The sequence below is a fragment of the Thalassotalea eurytherma genome (assembly GCF_030161415.1).
Taxonomy (GTDB): Bacteria; Pseudomonadota; Gammaproteobacteria; order Enterobacterales; family Alteromonadaceae; genus Thalassotalea_G; species Thalassotalea_G eurytherma.
In genome coordinates this window covers 1-16,470 of the sequence record NZ_BSSU01000018.1, presented here as the reverse complement: position 1 = coordinate 16,470, position 16,470 = coordinate 1, and the positions used below count along the sequence as shown (strand labels likewise).

The following is a 16,470-nucleotide window of genomic DNA, read 5'->3' as shown; positions in this document are numbered from 1 at the left end:
ACAAAATTAGCCAAAGCCCTTTGGGTTGACTTAAAAAAGCGATATTCTTTGTTGCTTAAAGTGTATTTGGAACAACCAAACATTACTTTAAGCGCCGTGAATCTCATCTTCTTCAAGACAACAGAGTTACAAACTGAAAGATCAACAGCCCCTAATCGACCTCTCAAATTATACAGATACACTGGCGCACCCAGTGACCATACTGAACATTAAACACACTACCCAGCAAACTGAATACGGATACCCGCATTCACCGTAAAGCCATCATTTCTTGACCAAATATCAGTAGTCCATCGTCCGCTCGGTGCCTGCTGCAACAGTAACAGCGACTCTTCTTTTGTTTGACGAACATCAAGTAAATTCTCAGCATTTAAAAAATAGCTGACATTGCCAAAGGTCACTTGGCCTAGTAACCCTAAATGCCAATATGCGTCGCTTTTAGCTCGATACGGATTGTCTTCCAAGTGCTGTGTGCCCGTATAGTAAGCTTCAAAACCCACTAAGTGGCTACCGTGTTCTTCCCACATAATGACTGCGCCAGCAGCATGCTCAGGTGTCAGGGTAAGTGGTACGCGACCGACACCATCATCTGCTTGTTTGGTTGCATCAGTATACAAGTAACTACCGGTAAGCTTTAAGTCACGCCAACGATATCTTAGCAATAATTCTGCGCCTCGAATCTCACTTTGGTCAGCTGTATTTACCAGTCGAACGCGTTTATTTGAATTAACGGCAATTGGCGAAATCACCTCAAGCTCTGTCACATTTTCAACATCTGAAGCAAATAAAGTGACGCTTGTTTCAACACTATCGGCGATATAGCTAATATCTAGCGAGGCTGTCGTTGCTCGTTCCTCTTGAATGTTATTAAGAGGCTCTAATCGAGATAATCCAGCGTCTTCAATATCTTCTATAAACGGCGTAGGTGCAAAAAAACCTTGCCCATATGAACCTCGAACGGTCCAGTGTTCTGGATTATAGAGTATAGAAACTCGCGGGCTTACCTGTGTGCCATACTCACTGTGCCAATCGGCACGTGCACTAAATGACATGGCAACATCTTCATTTGCTTCATAGTCTAGTTGAGTAAATGCGCCTGGCACTTGAAAGTTATAATTAAATTCTGAAAAGTCTTGAGAGTCGAATCGATCATTTTGATACGCAATACCTAGTAACCACGCTGTCGTGTCTCCATAGCCAGATACACTTGATTCAACCAAATAGCTATCATGAGTATCATTTTCTTCTACGACGCCATAAACATGATCGTGATCTTGGCGCATTGCTGAGGCCCGCACATTTAGGTTGAGCACATCACCAAGTGGCTGATCAAAAATAAAGCCACTATCAAGCCTCAATGAATCTTGATTTTGAACAAATGGGTTGCCATCAGGCATTAACGCTCCATCATCTGTCCCGCCCTCTCGTTCTTCTTTCATGGCACCAAACGTCAGATATAAATTGCCACCGTGTTCGTTTTCCCAATATAGCCGAGGGCGGATAGTAGCGCGCTGGTAACCCGCCATATCGAGCCAACCGTCGTCGTCTAAATCTTGCTTTTCTTGATTATGAAGACCCGCTGTAATTGATCCTCCTACTCTATCAGTTAACGGTGTTGCTAGATAAGATGTTATGTCTTGGCCATTTCTTGACGTCGTGTTAAATAATAGCTCGCCTTCAGTTTCACGTGATGGCGTTCGTGAAATTAAGTTTATGACGCCACCTAGTGCTGACCCGCCATAAAGTGATGATGCAGAGCCTTTAATAATTTCTACATTAGCAAGATCTGTTGGTGGAATTTGCAATAAGCCAATTGATGCTGTTTGGCCCCCATAGAGTGGTAAGCCATCACTAAGTAATTGCGTGTATCTACCATACAAGCTTTGTAAGCGAATATTAGCGCTACCAAGTGCAGGCGATGTTGTTTGCACACGCACACCACCAGTTTCGGCAACAAGCATGGAGATATTACCTGGGCGCATTAATGCTTTTTCTTGAATTTCTTCTCCATTGATAACCTCAATGCGCGTAGCTGATTCAGTTACTATTCGACCAAGACGAGATGCCGTAACTTGGATTTTTTCCATTTTATGTTCATCGTCATGATGATGTTCATGTTCGTCATTTTCACTAGCTATAGATATAGTCGGCATAATCAGCACGGCTAGTGCTAGTTTAGAATAATTAGTGAGCATTTTTACCTCTAAGAATGCGTAACCCTGCGATAAGAACGCAGTTAAATGAAAATATTAAAGTTTTTAGGAGTGAGCCATTACGCCCAAAGAGGTAAAATAGGAGGCCGATAGAGAGAATTTACTAGATTGTACGTTTCTTGGATTTGCACGCTCAACACAGGTTCAGCTGTATTGAACAACATGGATAAATACAGCTGATTTTCCAAATAAACGCTAGATGCACATGAATTAGCAGGGCACGCACAGTCACCTTCACAACAATCAACATCACAACAATCTTCCTCATGCTCTATTGACGATGAAGTGATTGCTTCAGTTGCTGTTTTGGCAGTTGCAGAATTTTTTACGGTTTGTATTTGAGTGAATTGAAAACTAGCAACATCATCAGAAAATATCACGATATGATTAGCCATTGCTTGCCCGATAAAGGCAACCAACATAATGATAGTAATCAGTATTTTCGATAACGGTTTATACATAAATATCTCGAGTAATTCGCCGTAATGGTAAATCTTTTAGTTATCAAAGTGAAGTGACGTTAGGTTGTTTTCTTCGCCAGTTCAATAAAATCACTCAGGTACTCAATTTGTTGTTCGTCTTTTCGAATACCCATAAAAATCTGTTTATGAATACCGTTTTTGCCAAAACGCAGGCTTTTGATAGGTAGCGTTTTAGCATATTCGTCAACTAACCAGCCAGGCAATGCACATACTCCTCTGCCTGCTGCGACCATTTGCAACATAATTTCAGTCGTTTCAATCGTTTTATGTTGCTTAACTGAGCACTTTGCTGGATTTAAAAATTGGCTAAAAATATCTAACCTTAATGGTTCGACAGGGTAACTAAATAGCACGTCATTTGTTAATTGCTCTGGCAATACCAACGCTTTATTTGCTAACTCATGAGAATTTGCTACAACGAGTCGATGCTCATACTCAAATACAGGAATGTAATCAATTTTAGGTTTAAACAGTGGATCAGGTGTAATCAGAATATCAATTTCATAACTGAGCAACGCGCCTAACGCACCAAACTGAAATTCTTGTCTGACATCCATATCTATATCTGGCCACTGCTCAAGGTAGGGTTGGATGACTCGAAGTAACCACTGATAGCACGGGTGGCATTCCATACCAATACGAAGCGATCCCATTTCGCCTTTTGCAATTTGATTAAGTAACAGTTCGGTATGAGAAAACTGTGGTAATACTCGATTGGCCAAGGTTTGAATACGTTGCCCGGCGGCAGTCAATCGCAGATTCCGGCCATCTTTTTGCCATATTTGGGTACCAATTTGCGCTTCAAGCTTTTTGATGCTGTGACTTAACGCCGATTGAGATAAATACAGTGCATCAGCAGCCTTAGTTAACGTGCCATGCTCTTTAATTGCCGTGAGTATTTCGAGATGGATCCTTTCTAGCACCAGTTAACTCCTAGGTTTCGCTTTATTGATGAACAAATTTCATGGAACAATGAAATTATATCACTTCTATTCATTAAATAAGTCTGTTTAGAATACATTGAATAATAATAAATTGAGCTGTAATAAATGAGTATCATTGAATTTATCACCAATAATACCGCAACCATTTTGGCGTTAGCTACCTCAGGTATTTTCGCTGGATTGCTAGCCGGATTATTAGGAGTTGGTGGCGGTATTGTCATCGTTCCGGTCTTGTTTTTCTTATTCCAAAGTTTTGGCGTATCACCTGAATCTGCAATGGTAATAGCTACTGCAACATCGCTTGCTACCATCGTCCCGACCTCAATTAGCTCTATTAGGTCTCATCATAAAAAAGGCAATGTCGATCTTGTACTCTTAAAGCGTTGGTCATTATTCATCCTTTTGGGTGTGTTAACGGGTAGCTGGTTAGTCACGCGTATTGACGGCAGTTTGCTGACCTTATTATTTGGCGTAATAGCAACACTTTCAGCGCTTAACATGCTATTTAGGACAGGTAAATCTGCACTTTTTAAGCAATTACCTAATCAAGCTGGCCAATCAATAATGGGCGCTTGCATTGGCTTCTTCAGTGCTATGGTCGGCATTGGCGGTGGTACACTATCAGTGCCAGTATTAACCTTATACAATTACCCCACTCATAAAGCTGTAGGCACTGCTGCTGCCATTGGTCTTATTATCTCATTGCCTGGTGCGCTAACCATGTTAGTGCTAGGTAACACACCAAATGATGCACCTGCAGCAACCTATGGCTTAGTTAACCTCATTGCATTTGTTTGTATCGTGCCGTTGACGGTGTTGTTTGCTCCCGTTGGTTCGTCATTAGTCGCTAAATTAGATGCCGCTAAACTCAAGAAAATATTTGCTATCGTGTTACTTATTACCGGTCTAAGAATGCTCGCTCAACTATCGTTGTAGTGTCCAAAAAACATTCAGTAAAACGAGGTTTGAGAAAGCTTGATTAAACAAGATCAAACCTTCTCAATTACCTAGGGGCTGTTGATCTTTCATTTTAGTCTCTGCTTTAGGCTAGTTTTGAAAATAACAAGGCGAAAAGAGAGTAATGTAGTTGTTCTACCTTAACGATTTTCAACGATGTTAGGTTTAAAATTAGCCAAAGCCCTTTGGGTTGACTTGAAAAAGCGATATTCTTTGTTGCTTAAAGTGTATTTGGAATAACCAAACATTACTTTAAGCGCCGTGAATCTCATCTTTTTCAAGGCAACAGAGTTACAAACTGAAGATCAACAGACCCTAGCTTGCTATCATATGCTAGCAAGCTCATTGCGAATAATTTGTGCGCCTGCACTTAACGCATGCAACTTTGCTTGCGCGACCTCACGTGACAAAGGTGCCATGCCACAATTGGTGCACGGATAAAGCTTATCTGCATCGACATACTTAAGGGCTTCTCGTAATGTTTCTGCAACTTCTTCCGGCGTTTCTATTGCGTTATTTGCAACATCTATTGCCCCTACCATGACCTTTTTACCGCGAATTAAAGAAAGTAGCTCAAGCGGCACGTGTGAGTTATGGCACTCTAACGAAATTATATCGATGTTGGAGCTTTTTAATTTTGGAAAAACTTCTTCATATTGACGCCATTCAGTGCCTAATGTTTTCTTCCAGTCGGTATTCGCTTTTATGCCATAGCCATAACAAATATGGACAGCAGTTTCACACTTGAGTCCTTCTATCGCCCTTTCTAAACAGGCAATACCCCATTCATTTACATCATCAAAAAACACGTTAAATGCCGGTTCATCAAATTGAATAATGTCGACGCCAGCCGCTTCAAGCTCTTTTGCCTCTTGGTTAAGGATTTTGGCAAACTCCCACGCAAGCGCTTTACGACTTTGGTAATGTTCATCATAAAGTGTATCGATCATTGTCATTGGGCCTGGCAAGGCCCATTTAATAGGCTGTTCTGTTTGCGCCCGCAATAATTTTGCATCCTCAACAAATACGGCTTTGGGTCTTGAAACATTGCTAACAACCGTTGGAACACTTGCCTCATAACGATCTCGAATTTTGACGGTTTTACGCTTTTCGAAATCCACACCACTTAAATGTTCAATAAAGGTGGTGACAAAATGCTGTCTAGTTTGCTCACCGTCACTGACAATATCGACACCTGCTTGTTGCTGTTCATGCAACGAAATGCGAAGTGCGTCTTTTTTACCATCAATCAACTCTTGTCCAAATAATTTCCACGGAGACCATAAGGCTTCAGGTTGGGCTAGCCACGATGGCTTGGGTAAACTGCCTGCAGATGATGTTGGTAATAGTTTATGCTTTATTTGTGTTTTCATAGTAAATGCTGCTTTACCTAAAGTGATTTATAGTGCGTAACTTGCAGACCATTGCTCAAGTACGCTTTGGTATGGTTTGATAAAATGTTCTTCGGCAAAACGGCCCTGTTTGATGGCTAACTTGTTGCGCTCTTCTCGGTCATAAACGATCTGCGTTAACGAATGATCTTGATTCCGTAAATTTGGTTGATAGCAATTTCCTGCGACAGCGTTAGCATTGTAGATTTCAGGACGATAAATTTTTTGGAAGGTTTCCATCGTGCTAATGGTGCTGATCAATTCAAGGTTACTGTAGTCATTAAGTAAATCGCCAAAAAAGTAGAATGCTAAAGGCGCGACGCTTTGTGGCGGCATAAAGTAACGTACCTGCAAGCCCATTTTCTTAAAGTACTGCTCAGTTAAAGATGATTTATTTGGCTGATATTCAAATCCCAATACTGGGTGTTGATTTTCAGTGCGATAGTAGGTTTTGTTATCAGAGACACTTAAACAAATGACGGGTAGCTTTTTGAAGTGCTGCTGATAAGCTTTTGAGTTAACGAAGTACTTGAAAAGTTTGCCGTGTAGCTCGCCAAAATCATCTGGAATGCTGAACTGGCTCTGCCCTTTATTGTGCTCACCGAGTAGTACACTAAAGTCATAATCTCGAACATATGACGAAAAGTTATTACCAACAATTCCTTCAATACGCTCATTGGTTTGATGATCAATAATATGTGTTTTTAACACTTCAATCGAAGGAAAACTCTCACCACTTGCAGCTATATCCATTTCTACAGAAATAATTTCTAACTCAACAGCGTAACGATCTGCTTTAGGGTTATCCCAAAACGCTAATGCATTGAAACTGTTATTAATCATCTTAAGTGCGTTACGTAGGTTTTGTTGACGGCTTTCACCTCTGGCCAGATTGGCAAAATTTGTCGTGATCCGTGTGCTATCTGAAGGATGATAGTTTTCATCAAGGCGAATGTTCTTGATGTTAAAAGTAAATTGATTTTCCATGACGATGTAATATCCAATAATGTGTTGACTAACTAAAACTGAGTTGGTGAGCATGTACGCTCAAGCTTTAGCGTATTTATACGCGGGTCATTTCATGAATAAAAATGGTATTACTTCATCAATACATGAAGAATATTCATAAGAGGGTGTTTTTGTTTTTTGCATAGCCGATTTTGCAAAAATGAATAAAGCTACATGTGCTTTCAACAGGCTAAATATTAAACACTAGGCTGGTCAGTTCAACCTAGAAGAGCTTACTAAAGTTTATTTACATCATGTTATCCATAGAAAAATTGAACATTTAGCGTCTGAAATAAATAATCAGATCAACAAGTTATTACCAAGTTTTAATCAGAGAAATAAGGCAATTTTTGCGTGTATTGATTAACAACGATAAAACGTTAGATGGTTGCCCCTGAGTACGTTAATTTTATTTGGAGTAGATAAACTCTCTAGTCAAATCTCTCGCAAATCACAAACAATCCTGCGATAAAATTAGTCTCAATAAACATATCCATCTGATTTGAAAATTGCATCAAACACAGAATCAATGGTATGTTTTCCCTTTTGTTTTGGCGCGAAGCCAAATGCACAGTTATTTAAGAAAATAGATCGTAGAAATCTATTCATTAGACAAAGGCAATCATTTATGACAACAACCACTCATCAGCCAGTGCCCAAAAATGGCTGGTTTAACCGTTTTTTATCTACGGTTGAGTTTCTAGGCAACCTACTTCCCCACCCCATTACATTATTTGCAATGTTTTGTTTGTTTATCATCGTATTTAGCGGTGTTGCTGACTACTTTGGCTTAAGTGCAATAGATCCTAGACCGATTGGCTCTGCTGGTAGAGATCCGGATGGTGTCATTGAAGTTGTCAGTTTATTAAGTGCTGAAGGTTTGCAGAAAATATTCTCTGGGCTAGTCACTAACTTCACAGGATTCGCACCATTAGGCACCGTTTTAGTTGCGCTATTAGGTGTTAGTGTTGCCGAGCATTCAGGTATGCTTTCAGCTGCGTTAAGAGGCATGGTAATGGGTGCTTCTGAACGACTCGTAACCTTTATGGTGGTTTTTGCCGCCATTTTGTCAAATACCGCTTCAGAACTTGGCTATGTTGTATTAATTCCGCTGTCTGCCATGATTTTCCACAGTTTGGGCCGACATCCACTTGCTGGTTTAGCTGCAGCATTTGCCGGTGTATCGGGTGGTTATAGCGCAAACTTGTTGCTCGGTACAATTGATCCATTATTGTCAGGTATTACAGGTACAGCCGCGCAACTTATTGACCCTACTTATGAAGTAAGTCCTGAAGCCAACTGGTACTTTATGATTATTTCTACGTTTTTAATTGCCGGTCTTGGTACTTTTATTACCGAGAAAGTAGTTGAGCCAAGGTTGGGTAAATACAACGAAGATGAAGCAAGCGAAAAATTAGTGTCGAATATAGAACACCTAAAGCCTATTGAAGTTAAAGGTTTAAAATGGGCTGGTGTCAGCTTTGTTCTATTGGCCGCATTGCTGGCGCTAACCATAGTCCCTGAAAGTGGTATTTTGCGTCACCCAGAAACAGGTAAAGTAACGGGCTCGCCATTTTTGAAAGGCATTGTTGTTATCATCTTTATCATGTTTGCGATTCCAGGTTTTGTCTACGGTAAGGTCGTTGGGACCATGAAGAATGATGTTGATGTGATAAACGCAATGAGTAAGAGCATGAGCTCGTTAAGTTTATATATTGTACTCGTGTTTTTCGCCGCTCAATTCGTCGCATTTTTTAAATGGACTAACCTAGGCACGATCTTAGCGATTAACGGCGCTGAGTTACTTCAAGCGCTTGGTTTAACCGGGCCTGAAGTATTTGTGCTGTTTATTTTCATGTGTGCATTGATTAACTTGAGCTTGGGTTCTTCATCGGCTCAATGGGCAGCAACAGCGCCAATTTTTGTACCTATGTTGATGTTAATTGGCTATGCGCCAGAAACTATTCAAGCGGCTTATCGTATAGGTGATTCAGTTACCAACTTGATCACCCCTATGATGAGTTACTTTGGGTTAATTCTCGCCGTCGCAAGCAAATACAAGAAAGATATGGGGATAGGTACCTTGGTTGCAACGATGTTGCCATATAGTATTGCCTTCTTTATTGGCTGGGTAGCATTGTTCTACATATGGGTGTTCGCGTTTGGTTTACCTGTAGGGCCTGGCTCACCAACCTACTATACGCCTTAATGATTAAAGCCGGTGATTACCGGCTTTTTTTATCTTGTTGATATAGGATTTACTGGCACTAGGCTTTCTATTAACATGACTGTAAACAGCCGCTTTGCCGACGATGGAAAAGGCGATTTATGCGATATACCCTCACAAAAAGTATACTCGTTTGGCCAAAGAGTTTATTGATGGCGCTGATAAACGAATTACCTGCTTAATCACGTCGATATCTTCCGATGAAATACACTTTGTTGCATCATACTTTTTAGCAGTATAACGAGCGTTTAAATCTTTAATAATTTGGTGTGACATAATGCATTTCTTTGTGGAATCAAAACAGTGAAGACATGGTAATCGTTAATGCTTTTTTGATACATAGTAAAAAACTCCAATCATTATGGATTAAATGTTCCATAATAAAATCTGAAAAATTTCACCAAATTACGCTAGTCAAACGATGCTCAAACGCGTATTTTTAAAAACAATCTAATAAACCACTTAGCGGAAACAATCATGAAATTTTTACACGCAATGGTTCGAGTACTTGATTTAGACGCATCAATGCACTTTTACTGCGACTTACTCGGCCTAAAAGAAATCAGAAGAAAAGATTATTCTGAAGCAAAGTTCTCACTTATTTATTTAGCTACTGAGGAGGGTGAACCTGAAGTTGAGCTTACTCATAATTGGGGAGAAACCGAACCATACGGCAACGGTAAAAACTTTGGGCATTTAGCGTTTCGCGTAGAAAATATTTATGAAACCTGTCAGAAACTCATGGATGCAGGCGTTGTCATTAATCGTCCACCAAGAGATGGGCATATGGCGTTTGTCCTTTCGCCAGATGGTATTTCAATTGAACTGCTACAAGCTGGCAAACTTGAACCACAAGAGCCCTGGGCAAGTATGGAAAATACCGGTTCTTGGTAAAAACAAAAAACGCGACATGAGTCGCGTTTTTTTATTCAGAAGAAAACCTTACTTAGCAAAACGTGTTAGTGCATCTTTTAACGCAGCCAAGCACAATGCAACATTCTCATTGCGTGCAGCATAGCCCATCAAACCAATTCGCCATGCCTTGCCTGCTAGATCACCTAACCCTGCACCAATTTCTAGATTGTAATGCGCTAGTAAGTAGTTTCTAACGGCGGCATCGTCAACACCTTCTGGTATTTTGACGGTATTCAGTTGAGGCAATCTTTCATTCGCTGGTACGATAAATTCAAGACCTAACTCAGCTAAACCTGCCGCCAATTGTTCATGCATCTGCTTGTGGCGCTGCCAACTGTTTTCAATGCCCTCTTCATGTAACATTACCAGTGACTCATGTAGCGCATAAAGAGAGTTTACTGGCGCTGTATGATGATAAGCTCGTTTTCCTTCCCCAGACCAGTAATTTACAACTAATGACTGATCCAAAAACCAGCTCTGAATAGGTGTTTCACGATGATTAATCACCGAGATAGCTTGCTCACTAAAACTAATTGGCGATAAACCAGGCACACACGATAAACACTTCTGGCTGCCAGAATAAATAGCATCGATTTGCCAGTCATCAACTCTAAGCTCTACACCACCTAATGATGTGACAGCATCAACAATAGTTAAGCATTGATGAGCCTTGGCAAGCGCACAAAGTGATTTAGCATCAGATAACGCACCTGTTGAAGTTTCAGCATGAACAAAGGCTAAAAACTTAGCATCAGGGTGTTCAATAAGTGCTTGTTCAACCTTTGCAACATCTACCGCTTCGCCCCAAGGGCAATCGACAACCACTGGCGTTGCGCCGATACGTGTGACATTTTCTAACATGCGCTGACCAAACACTCCATTGCGACAAACAATGACTTTGTCTTTAGCTTCAACTAAATTGACAAAACATGCTTCCATACCAGCAGAGCCTGGCGCTGATAACGCAATGGTAAACGTGTTCTTGGTTTGAAACACATATTGTAAAAGTTGCTTCACCTCATCCATCATGCCAATAAAGGTTGGGTCTAAATGGCCGACTGTCGGACGAGATAAAGCGTTAAGTACGCGAGGGCTTACATCTGAAGGCCCTGGCCCCATCAACGTGCGTTGTGGTGGTATAAAGGAATTAAATGTCATGAGAAACTATATTAATCCTGAGAAATCTAAACAAATTAAGTACGCTGATACTAACATGTATAGCCAAATTGGCTTATTGATCTAACTTATCTCAACCATTAATTGTCTTTATAGTTTCATAGAGAAATCATTAACAGCGTGAATAATTGTTAGGTCTTTAGTAGGAGACAACCGTATCGAATTGATCTGCCCCTGCATAAAAGTGCTTAAGGACATCATGATATGCCTCTAAACTTAGCAGTGATAAAACAGAGGTAATATTAGCGAAGCTAAACCTTAATTGATAATTCCAAGACGTGCGTTCTTCATCACTGATATTTAAACAGTGCTTTGATTGATAGGTTAGCTGGGCGTCAACTTGATTGAGAATAGGCTTTATTAATTTAACAAACTTATCGAGTGCTTCAATACCACTTGCCGCTATCGGATTTTCTTTGTAGTAAGCAATCGTGCGACATTTGATGAGTACCGTAAGGGTAATTTCTGATTGTTCAGGAATACGTTGAATCGCTAACTTCAATTGTTTCGCTTCAATAAATGCCGTAGTCACAATCACTCCTTGTTATATTTTCGCATCCGAGCAGCTATATCTTTTTATTTTTTCTCTTTTTTGTCAATGCTATAAGATAATTTTTATGTGTTTTTAACTAACATATAATATTCGAGCTCAGTTTCTTTCTTTATTTCAAAGCCATAGCGTTGATATAAGTGCAATGCAGGGTTCTTTTTTAATACGTTTAAACTCACGGGTAGGTTCAATTGATTTGCCCGTTTAAAAATTCGTTGTAGAATTTTTCCTCCTACACCTTTCCCCTGAAATTTAGGCATAATTTGTAGCTGTCTAATATGAAGCCGGTCGGGCAAATGAGCGAGTTTTATTAGGCCAATCGGTTGAGCTTTATATTCAACGATTAATGAATCTTCAAAAAACTCATCTATCCTTTCTAAATGTTTTACATCATCCATGTAAATATTAGCGGTCGCTAAATGCTCAGTCATCGTTAATTTGCGTAAGCTTAATAAGAAAGCTCTGTCTGCAATCGAAGCTTTGCGCAGAGATAAAGGGTTAGTCACGATAAATGCCTGAAAATAGTCTGTCGTTAATCGTAGAATTATATCCGTTGGTCTTGCTATATTTGCAAATCAGCGTGTAATTAGTAACACTGCATGAAAATAATAACATAGGAAGTCTCATGTCTTTTAAAAAATCTCTATTAGCTATCGCTATTAGTACAACCATGCTATCAGCATGTACTCAAGAAGCTAATACAACAAAGCAACCTGAAGTTACTCCACAAGAAACGCAAACTGTAGCGTTATCTGAATCTGAAAAAGCGAATCAATTGTTTGATCAGCTTTTCAATCAAGGCGTTAAGCGCAGTCCTATGATGCAAACGTATTTAGGCATGAAATCAGATTACGACAAATGGGACGATATTTCACAAGCTAACGAAGCTAAAGAACTTGAAATTACGAAAGAAAACTTAGCTAAAGTAAAAGCGATTAATGTTTCAAAGTTAGACGCACAAACAACGATTAGTTATCGCTTATTTACCCAACGTTTGGAAAATGAAATTGCTGATTACCAATGGCGATTCCACAACTACCCTGTAAATCAAATGTTTGGTATTCACTCGCAAGTGCCTGCGTTTCTAATTAATCAACATTCAATTAGCAATGCCGATGAAGCACAAGCCTATATCTCACGTGTTAAAGGTGCTGAAGTACTGGTTGGCCAATTAGTTGAAGAGCTAAAACTACGTGAAGCTAAAGGTATCATCGCACCTAAATTTGTTTTCCCACATGTTATTCGTGATTCAAAGAACATCTTAGTAGGTGCGCCATTTGATGAAGGCGAAGATAGCACGCTACTTGCTGACTTCACCAAGAAAGTAAACAAATTAGACATTGCTGATGAAGAAAAAGCACAGCTAGTCGCTGATGTTAATACTGCACTAGTTAACCACCTTAAACCGGGTTATGAAGGTTTAGTTAGCTACCTAACAGAACTTGAAACTAAAGCAGATACAAAAGACGGTGCTTGGAAATTCCCTAATGGCGAAGCTTTCTTCAACAACGCATTAAACCGCACAACAACGACAGATTTAACAGCCGACCAAATTCATGAAATTGGCCTGAGCGAAGTTACGCGCATTCACAATGAAATGCGCGATATTATGAAACAAGTTGAGTTTGATGGCAGCCTAGCAGAATTTTTTGAGTTCATGCGTAACGACAAGCAGTTCTATTACGACGATACTGAAGAAGGACGTCAACGTTATATCGATGAAGCTGTTGCCTTAATTGATGACATGAAAGGTCGTTTAGATTCGTTATTTTTAACAAAGCCTAAAGCAGACATGATTGTTAAGCGTGTTGAAGCATTCCGTGAAAAATCTGCGGGTAAAGCATTCTACCAACAGCCTGCGCCAGACGGTTCACGTCCAGGTACATACTATGCAAACCTTTACAAAATGGAAGCGATGCCAACATACCAAATGGCGGCACTAGCATACCATGAAGGTATTCCTGGTCATCACATGCAAATTGCAATTAACCAAGAATTAGAAGGCATTCCAATGTTCCGTAAGTTTGCTCGTTATACGGCGCATACTGAAGGTTGGGGCTTATACTCTGAGTTAATTCCAAAAGAAATCGGTTTGTATCAAGACCCGTATTCAGATTTTGGTCGCTTAGCAATGGAATTATGGCGCGCATGTCGTCTAGTAGTCGATACAGGTATTCATGCTAAACAATGGACACGTGACGAAGGTATCGAGTACTACACAACTAACACGCCAAATGCTGTATCAGATGCCGTAAAAATGGTTGAACGTCATGTTGTAATGCCATCACAAGCGACAGCTTATAAGATCGGTATGCTTAAAATTGTTGAGCTTAGAGAGAAAGCAAAACAGGCACTAGGCGATAAATTCGATATTCGTGAATACCATGACGTTATCTTAAAAAATGGTCCTGTACCGCTTAATGTATTAGAAGAGTTAGTAGACGAATACATCAAACAAACAAATGCTTAATATTATTAAGTGATAAATAACAAAAAGGCTGTGTAATTGATTACTCAGCCTTTTTTAATCTCTTAACAATTAGTTTGCTTTCTTAACGTACTCACTAATGATGACTATACGAGTACCGTTGACCTTACCTTCTATATGTTTTGGATTATCGGTCAAGGCAATTCCTCTTACTTTCGTACCTTGCTTGGCGGTAAAGTTAGCTCCTTTAACGACTAGATCTTTTGCAAGAGATACATTATCACCGTCTTGTAAAATAGCACCGTTAAAATCACGGGTAGGCTCTGCGTCTTCATCGGCAACTACACCTTGCTCAGCCCAAGTTTTGATATCATCTTCTAGATACATCATGTCGAGTAAGTCTTGAGCCCAGCTTTCAGCAGAAGATAAACGATTTAGCATTCTATAAGCCATTACCTGCACAGGAGGTTCTTGGGACCACATACTGTCATTTAAACAACGCCAATGATTAGCATCGAGGTCTGCATTTTTCTCAATTTGCGTTAAGCATTTTTCACAAACATATATCGCCCTATCAGCACTGCCATCATTACTTGGTGGTAATGGGTAAACAGATAATGTATCGCTACTTTTGCATAACTCACAGCTATTACCACTGCGCTCAACTAACACTTGCTCAACTGACATATTTTACACCTTGGCTAAATTTGGGCGCTATTATGCCGTTTAGCGACTAACTTAGCGAATCAAATTACGTAATTGATTGTTAAAAGTTATCACCAGTAACAAATCAACGACGAACGCATTGTAGGCCTAGCCATTAAAAAACCTTACGTGTTATCTTTAAGCAATACGAGAGCACAATGAAAAGAAATTAAATGGTTAAACCAATTAGTCGACGGATATTTTTGATTACCGCTGCCGTGACGGGAACGGGGCTATTATTTGCAAATAGAGAGGAATTACTTAAATCACAAGACGACCTAAGTATTGATAAAATAATAGCAAAGTTAAGACAACTAAAAGAAGGTGCAGTTCATCAATCGACGGGCACCTGGGACGTTGCTAAAATATTCTCTCACTGCGCTCAAAGTATCGAAATGTCGATAACAGGTTACCCTGAACATAAATCACCAGTATTTAAATTGACTGTGGGAAGCCTCGCATTTAGTGCCTTTAATGCGAAGGGGCAAATGACACATAGTCTCGATGAACCAATACCTGGCGCTCCAATGCTGCCTGCAGACGTTGATTTAACTGAATCTTATAATAGGTTAATAACAGCCTTAAATAATTTCCAAATATATAATGGCCGATTAGCGGAGCATTTTGCTTATGGACTCCTAACTAAAGATGAATATGAACGCGCTCATGTTATGCATATACTGAATCACTTAACTGAAATAACTAGCTAACATTAGCTGCTTAACAATGATCAAACTTATATGAATATAAAAAACAAATTACTTTTAGTAATGAGCCATTTAGCGATCGGCATTATTGGCTTTGCAGTTGGTATCTATAGTTTACCTATTCTCACCGAGCCACCAACACCAAGTGCTACAGAGATCGCAGCTAAGTCTGTTGATAGAAAGTTTTCAACCTCATTCACGCGAGACTTGAAAGACAGTGATGCATTGCATTGGGGAGAAGGTGACATTGTTATTTCTGAACATTATATAACGTTTACCGGAAAGCTCGCACCGGGTCCTAATTATAAACTTTACCTATCACCTACGTTTGTAGAAACAGAAGTTGACTTTAAACGTTTGAATTCAACAATGGTAGAAGTTGACGACATTTTAACCTTCACTAACTTTATCGCTAACATTCCACAAGGAATTAACACTGAAGAATACAATAGCCTCATTATATGGTGCGAAAGCTTTGGTGAGTTTATAACGTCAGCTCAATATCAATAAACAATACAGTACTTGGTATGTTACCCATGAGATTGCGGCCTGCGCCACAATGACAGGTAGAGGCAGAGTCATACTGACGAAGGTCAGTATCTATTGGTCATACTGACGAAGGTCGGTATCTATTGGTCATACTAACGAAGGTCAGTATCTCAACACATAAACCGAATATAAGAGATTGCGGCCTGCGCCACAATGACAGGTAGAGGCAGAGTCATACTGACGAAGGTCAGTATCTATTGGTCATACTAACGAAGGTC

The 16,470-nt window shown here is 39.8% G+C and carries 15 protein-coding genes and 1 pseudogene; 6 read left to right on the top strand and 10 right to left on the bottom strand.

The window, feature by feature from the left end:
* Nucleotides 1–218: 218 nt before the first annotated feature.
* The 3 genes from QQK02_RS15745 to QQK02_RS15735 form a co-directional block, all read right to left on the bottom strand.
* On the bottom strand, nt 219–2,195 hold the full coding sequence (locus QQK02_RS15745) for a TonB-dependent receptor plug domain-containing protein (RefSeq protein ID WP_284209097.1): 1,977 nt from the start codon (nt 2,193–2,195) through the stop codon (nt 219–221).
* A 77-nt stretch (nt 2,196–2,272) separates the two neighbouring features.
* A complete protein-coding gene (locus QQK02_RS15740) occupies nt 2,273–2,674 on the bottom strand; it encodes a hypothetical protein (RefSeq protein WP_284209096.1) in 402 nt (133 codons plus the stop codon).
* Between the two features lie 59 nt (nt 2,675–2,733).
* Nucleotides 2,734–3,618 carry a LysR family transcriptional regulator gene (locus QQK02_RS15735; protein WP_284209095.1) on the bottom strand — a complete coding sequence of 295 codons (885 nt, stop codon included), beginning with the start codon at nt 3,616–3,618 and terminating at the stop codon, nt 2,734–2,736.
* Between the two features lie 126 nt (nt 3,619–3,744).
* Here QQK02_RS15735 and QQK02_RS15730 point away from each other — a divergent pair, with 126 nt between their 5' ends.
* Nucleotides 3,745–4,575, top strand: coding sequence for a sulfite exporter TauE/SafE family protein (locus tag QQK02_RS15730; protein ID WP_284209094.1), 831 nt, complete (start codon nt 3,745–3,747; stop codon nt 4,573–4,575).
* Between the two features lie 347 nt (nt 4,576–4,922).
* Here QQK02_RS15730 and QQK02_RS15725 read toward each other — a convergent pair whose 3' ends face one another.
* The gene (locus QQK02_RS15725) at nt 4,923–5,969 is read right to left on the bottom strand and encodes a methionine synthase (RefSeq protein ID WP_284209093.1); all 1,047 of its coding nucleotides are present in this window, start codon (nt 5,967–5,969) and stop codon (nt 4,923–4,925) included.
* A gap of 27 nt (nt 5,970–5,996) precedes the next feature.
* Nucleotides 5,997–6,974, bottom strand: coding sequence for a DUF1852 domain-containing protein (locus tag QQK02_RS15720; protein ID WP_284209116.1), 978 nt, complete (start codon nt 6,972–6,974; stop codon nt 5,997–5,999).
* Between the two features lie 649 nt (nt 6,975–7,623).
* Here QQK02_RS15720 and QQK02_RS15715 point away from each other — a divergent pair.
* Nucleotides 7,624–9,204 (top strand): AbgT family transporter, encoded by a 1,581-nt coding sequence (locus QQK02_RS15715; protein WP_284209092.1) that lies wholly within the window; start codon nt 7,624–7,626, stop codon nt 9,202–9,204.
* Between the two features lie 159 nt (nt 9,205–9,363).
* On the opposite strand, the pseudogene QQK02_RS15710 reads toward QQK02_RS15715, so the two are convergent.
* Nucleotides 9,364–9,498, bottom strand: a pseudogene (locus tag QQK02_RS15710) (NAD(P)H-dependent oxidoreductase); the annotation flags it as partial.
* Between the two features lie 201 nt (nt 9,499–9,699).
* Here QQK02_RS15710 and QQK02_RS15705 point away from each other — a divergent pair.
* Nucleotides 9,700–10,116 carry a VOC family protein gene (locus QQK02_RS15705; protein WP_284209090.1) on the top strand — a complete coding sequence of 139 codons (417 nt, stop codon included), beginning with the start codon at nt 9,700–9,702 and terminating at the stop codon, nt 10,114–10,116.
* Between the two features lie 48 nt (nt 10,117–10,164).
* Here the strand turns inward: QQK02_RS15705 and QQK02_RS15700 are convergent, their stop codons facing one another.
* The 3 genes from QQK02_RS15700 to QQK02_RS15690 form a co-directional block, all read right to left on the bottom strand.
* Nucleotides 10,165–11,295, bottom strand: coding sequence for a pyridoxal-phosphate-dependent aminotransferase family protein (locus QQK02_RS15700; protein ID WP_284209089.1), 1,131 nt, complete (start codon nt 11,293–11,295; stop codon nt 10,165–10,167).
* 157 nt (nt 11,296–11,452) lie between these two features.
* Nucleotides 11,453–11,845: a hypothetical protein gene (locus tag QQK02_RS15695; RefSeq protein WP_284209088.1), complete on the bottom strand. Its 393-nt coding sequence runs from the start codon at nt 11,843–11,845 to the stop codon at nt 11,453–11,455.
* Between the two features lie 83 nt (nt 11,846–11,928).
* Entirely contained in the window at nt 11,929–12,369 is a 441-nt protein-coding gene (locus tag QQK02_RS15690) for a GNAT family N-acetyltransferase (RefSeq protein ID WP_284209087.1), read from the bottom strand.
* A 119-nt stretch (nt 12,370–12,488) separates the two neighbouring features.
* Here QQK02_RS15690 and QQK02_RS15685 point away from each other — a divergent pair, with 119 nt between their 5' ends.
* Nucleotides 12,489–14,333: a DUF885 domain-containing protein gene (locus tag QQK02_RS15685; RefSeq protein WP_284209086.1), complete on the top strand. Its 1,845-nt coding sequence runs from the start codon at nt 12,489–12,491 to the stop codon at nt 14,331–14,333.
* A 69-nt stretch (nt 14,334–14,402) separates the two neighbouring features.
* Here the strand turns inward: QQK02_RS15685 and QQK02_RS15680 are convergent, their stop codons facing one another.
* Nucleotides 14,403–14,978, bottom strand: a complete 576-nt coding sequence (locus tag QQK02_RS15680; RefSeq protein WP_284209085.1) for a PhnA domain-containing protein — start codon at nt 14,976–14,978, stop codon at nt 14,403–14,405.
* 191 nt (nt 14,979–15,169) lie between these two features.
* On the opposite strand from QQK02_RS15680, the gene QQK02_RS15675 reads away from it, so the two are divergent.
* Both QQK02_RS15675 and QQK02_RS15670 read left to right on the top strand, forming a co-directional pair.
* Nucleotides 15,170–15,706: a DUF1569 domain-containing protein gene (locus QQK02_RS15675; protein ID WP_284209084.1), complete on the top strand. Its 537-nt coding sequence runs from the start codon at nt 15,170–15,172 to the stop codon at nt 15,704–15,706.
* A 30-nt stretch (nt 15,707–15,736) separates the two neighbouring features.
* Nucleotides 15,737–16,213, top strand: coding sequence for a DM13 domain-containing protein (locus QQK02_RS15670; RefSeq protein ID WP_284209083.1), 477 nt, complete (start codon nt 15,737–15,739; stop codon nt 16,211–16,213).
* The last annotated feature ends 257 nt before the right edge of the window (nt 16,214–16,470 follow it).

Bases quoted from the DNA above. Each gene is read 5' to 3' on its own strand.
- QQK02_RS15705 (WP_284209090.1), top strand. From the start codon at position 9,700: ATGAAATTTTTACACGCAATGGTTCGAGTACTTGATTTAGACGCATCA.
- QQK02_RS15725 (WP_284209093.1), bottom strand. From the start codon at position 5,969: ATGAAAACACAAATAAAGCATAAACTATTACCAACATCATCTGCAGGC.
- QQK02_RS15700 (WP_284209089.1), bottom strand. From the start codon at position 11,295: ATGACATTTAATTCCTTTATACCACCACAACGCACGTTGATGGGGCCA.
- QQK02_RS15670 (WP_284209083.1), top strand. From the start codon at position 15,737: ATGAATATAAAAAACAAATTACTTTTAGTAATGAGCCATTTAGCGATC.
- QQK02_RS15740 (WP_284209096.1), bottom strand. From the start codon at position 2,674: ATGTATAAACCGTTATCGAAAATACTGATTACTATCATTATGTTGGTT.
- QQK02_RS15745 (WP_284209097.1), bottom strand. From the start codon at position 2,195: ATGCTCACTAATTATTCTAAACTAGCACTAGCCGTGCTGATTATGCCG.
- QQK02_RS15675 (WP_284209084.1), top strand. From the start codon at position 15,170: ATGGTTAAACCAATTAGTCGACGGATATTTTTGATTACCGCTGCCGTG.
- QQK02_RS15680 (WP_284209085.1), bottom strand. From the start codon at position 14,978: ATGTCAGTTGAGCAAGTGTTAGTTGAGCGCAGTGGTAATAGCTGTGAG.
- QQK02_RS15720 (WP_284209116.1), bottom strand. From the start codon at position 6,974: ATGGAAAATCAATTTACTTTTAACATCAAGAACATTCGCCTTGATGAA.
- QQK02_RS15730 (WP_284209094.1), top strand. From the start codon at position 3,745: ATGAGTATCATTGAATTTATCACCAATAATACCGCAACCATTTTGGCG.
- QQK02_RS15715 (WP_284209092.1), top strand. From the start codon at position 7,624: ATGACAACAACCACTCATCAGCCAGTGCCCAAAAATGGCTGGTTTAAC.
- QQK02_RS15685 (WP_284209086.1), top strand. From the start codon at position 12,489: ATGTCTTTTAAAAAATCTCTATTAGCTATCGCTATTAGTACAACCATG.